Below are 1,506 nucleotides of genomic sequence, written 5' to 3'. Positions count from 1 at the left end.
GAACAGCAGTGCGTTGATCACGAACAGGAACAGCCCGAGCGTGACGATGGTGACCGGCAGCGTCAGCACCACCAGCACCGGCCGCACGACCATGTTGAGCAGGCCGATGACGGCCGCGGCAATCAGCGCGGAGCCGAAGCTGGCAACCTGGACACCGCTGTAGAGATAAGCCACCGCCAGCAGCGCGACAGCGCTGAGCAGCCATTTGATGATGATGCGCATGCGGCGCAGGATACCCCAGAGCCCCCAAAACAACGAGCCCCGGGGCGTTGCCGCACCGGGGCTCGTCAGGGAGGGGATTGCGCGGTTATTCGGCCAGCTCGTTCGCAAGCACCAGCAGCGCGCCCATGCCCATCACGGCGCCCGGAAAGGCCCAGCCCGACTGGCGCGCGGGCGCCTGTTCGGGCGTGACCGGCTCCAGGTCGACGCCGATCTTGGGGCGGCGCGCATCGACCACCAGCGTGGCCGAATGCTCGCGCTTGAGCTGCTGCGTCAGGTCGGCCAGCGGGCCCTTGGCCAGCACCGGCGTTACCTGGCCGCCATTGCGCTCGAGCAGCGGCAGCAGTTGCGCCTGCACCTTGCTGAACCACTTGGCGCGCCAGTTCTCGCGCGCGCTGTGGCTCACCCACTTGCTGATGCGGTGCGTCATGCGCGGAGCGCAGGCCACGAGCACCCAGTGGCGAGCCACGACGCTGCTGGCGTCGGGGGCAAGCTCGGCGAACTGCTCGGCCGCATAGCCGGCGTCGTCGACGTACAGAATGACCTTTTCCATGGGTGCTCCTTCAAGTAATGAGAGTGGCAGAGATCGGGCGCCGGGGAAGGAAGAGCCGTCAGCTCGACGACGTTGCGGCTTCGGCCGGCTTCTGGCGGGCCTGGCGCATGGCCACCCACTTGCCGACGGCCAGCACCAGCAGCGCGCCGGCAATGCCTGCGGCGTACCGGATGGTATCGGTCTGCGGCAGCTTTGGCACCCAGGTCCAGGCCGCGGTGTTCGACAGCGCGGGATCGGACACCGCCATGGTGCCGGCAATCCAGCCCAGCAGCATGCCGCCGAGCGTGATGATGATCGGGAAGCGGTCCATCAGCTTGATGACCAGCTGGCTGCCCCAGACGATGATCGGAATGCTCACCAGCAGGCCGAAGATCACCAGCGGCATCTGRTGCGCCTGGCCGGCGCCTTGCGCGGCACCGGCAATGGCAATCACGTTGTCCACGCTCATCACCAGGTCGGCCACGATCACGGTCTTGACCGCGCCCCACAGCTTGTCGCTGCTCTGGATGTTGCCGTGCGCGTCGTCATGGTCGGGCGCCAGCAGCTTGATGCCGATCCACAACAGCAATGCGGCGCCGACCAGTTTCAGGAACGGAATGGCCAGCAGCGTGAGTGCGAAGAAGATCAATATCACGCGCAGCGCAATGGCACCGGCCGTGCCCCACAGAATGCCCTTGGTGCGTTGCGCGGGCGGCAGCTTGCGGCAGGCCAGGGCAATGACGACGGCGTTGTCG

3 protein-coding genes are annotated in these 1,506 nt (G+C 66.9%); all 3 read right to left on the bottom strand.

The genetic code is table 11. The features are described from left to right. On the bottom strand, positions 1-222 hold a 222-nt coding region (locus tag AC1DOC_RS33180; RefSeq protein ID WP_478131512.1), incomplete at its 3' end, for a phage holin family protein. Between the two features lie 85 nt (positions 223-307). After that, positions 308-772: a hypothetical protein gene (locus AC1DOC_RS33175; protein WP_018903515.1), complete on the bottom strand. Its 465-nt coding sequence runs from the start codon at positions 770-772 to the stop codon at positions 308-310. 58 nt (positions 773-830) lie between these two features. Further along, positions 831-1,506 (bottom strand): TerC family protein (locus AC1DOC_RS33170; RefSeq protein WP_478131511.1); only part of this gene is annotated, 676 nt, incomplete at its 5' end.

The organism is Variovorax sp. 01T439_2, from assembly GCF_056398445.1.
Note: the sequence above shows the minus strand (reverse complement) of the source record. Positions and strands in the feature narration are given on the sequence as shown.

What these genes read in the sequence shown, in the direction of transcription:
- AC1DOC_RS33175 (WP_018903515.1), bottom strand. Translation starts at nt 772, where the DNA reads ATGGAAAAGGTCATTCTGTACGTCGACGACGCCGGCTATGCGGCCGAG.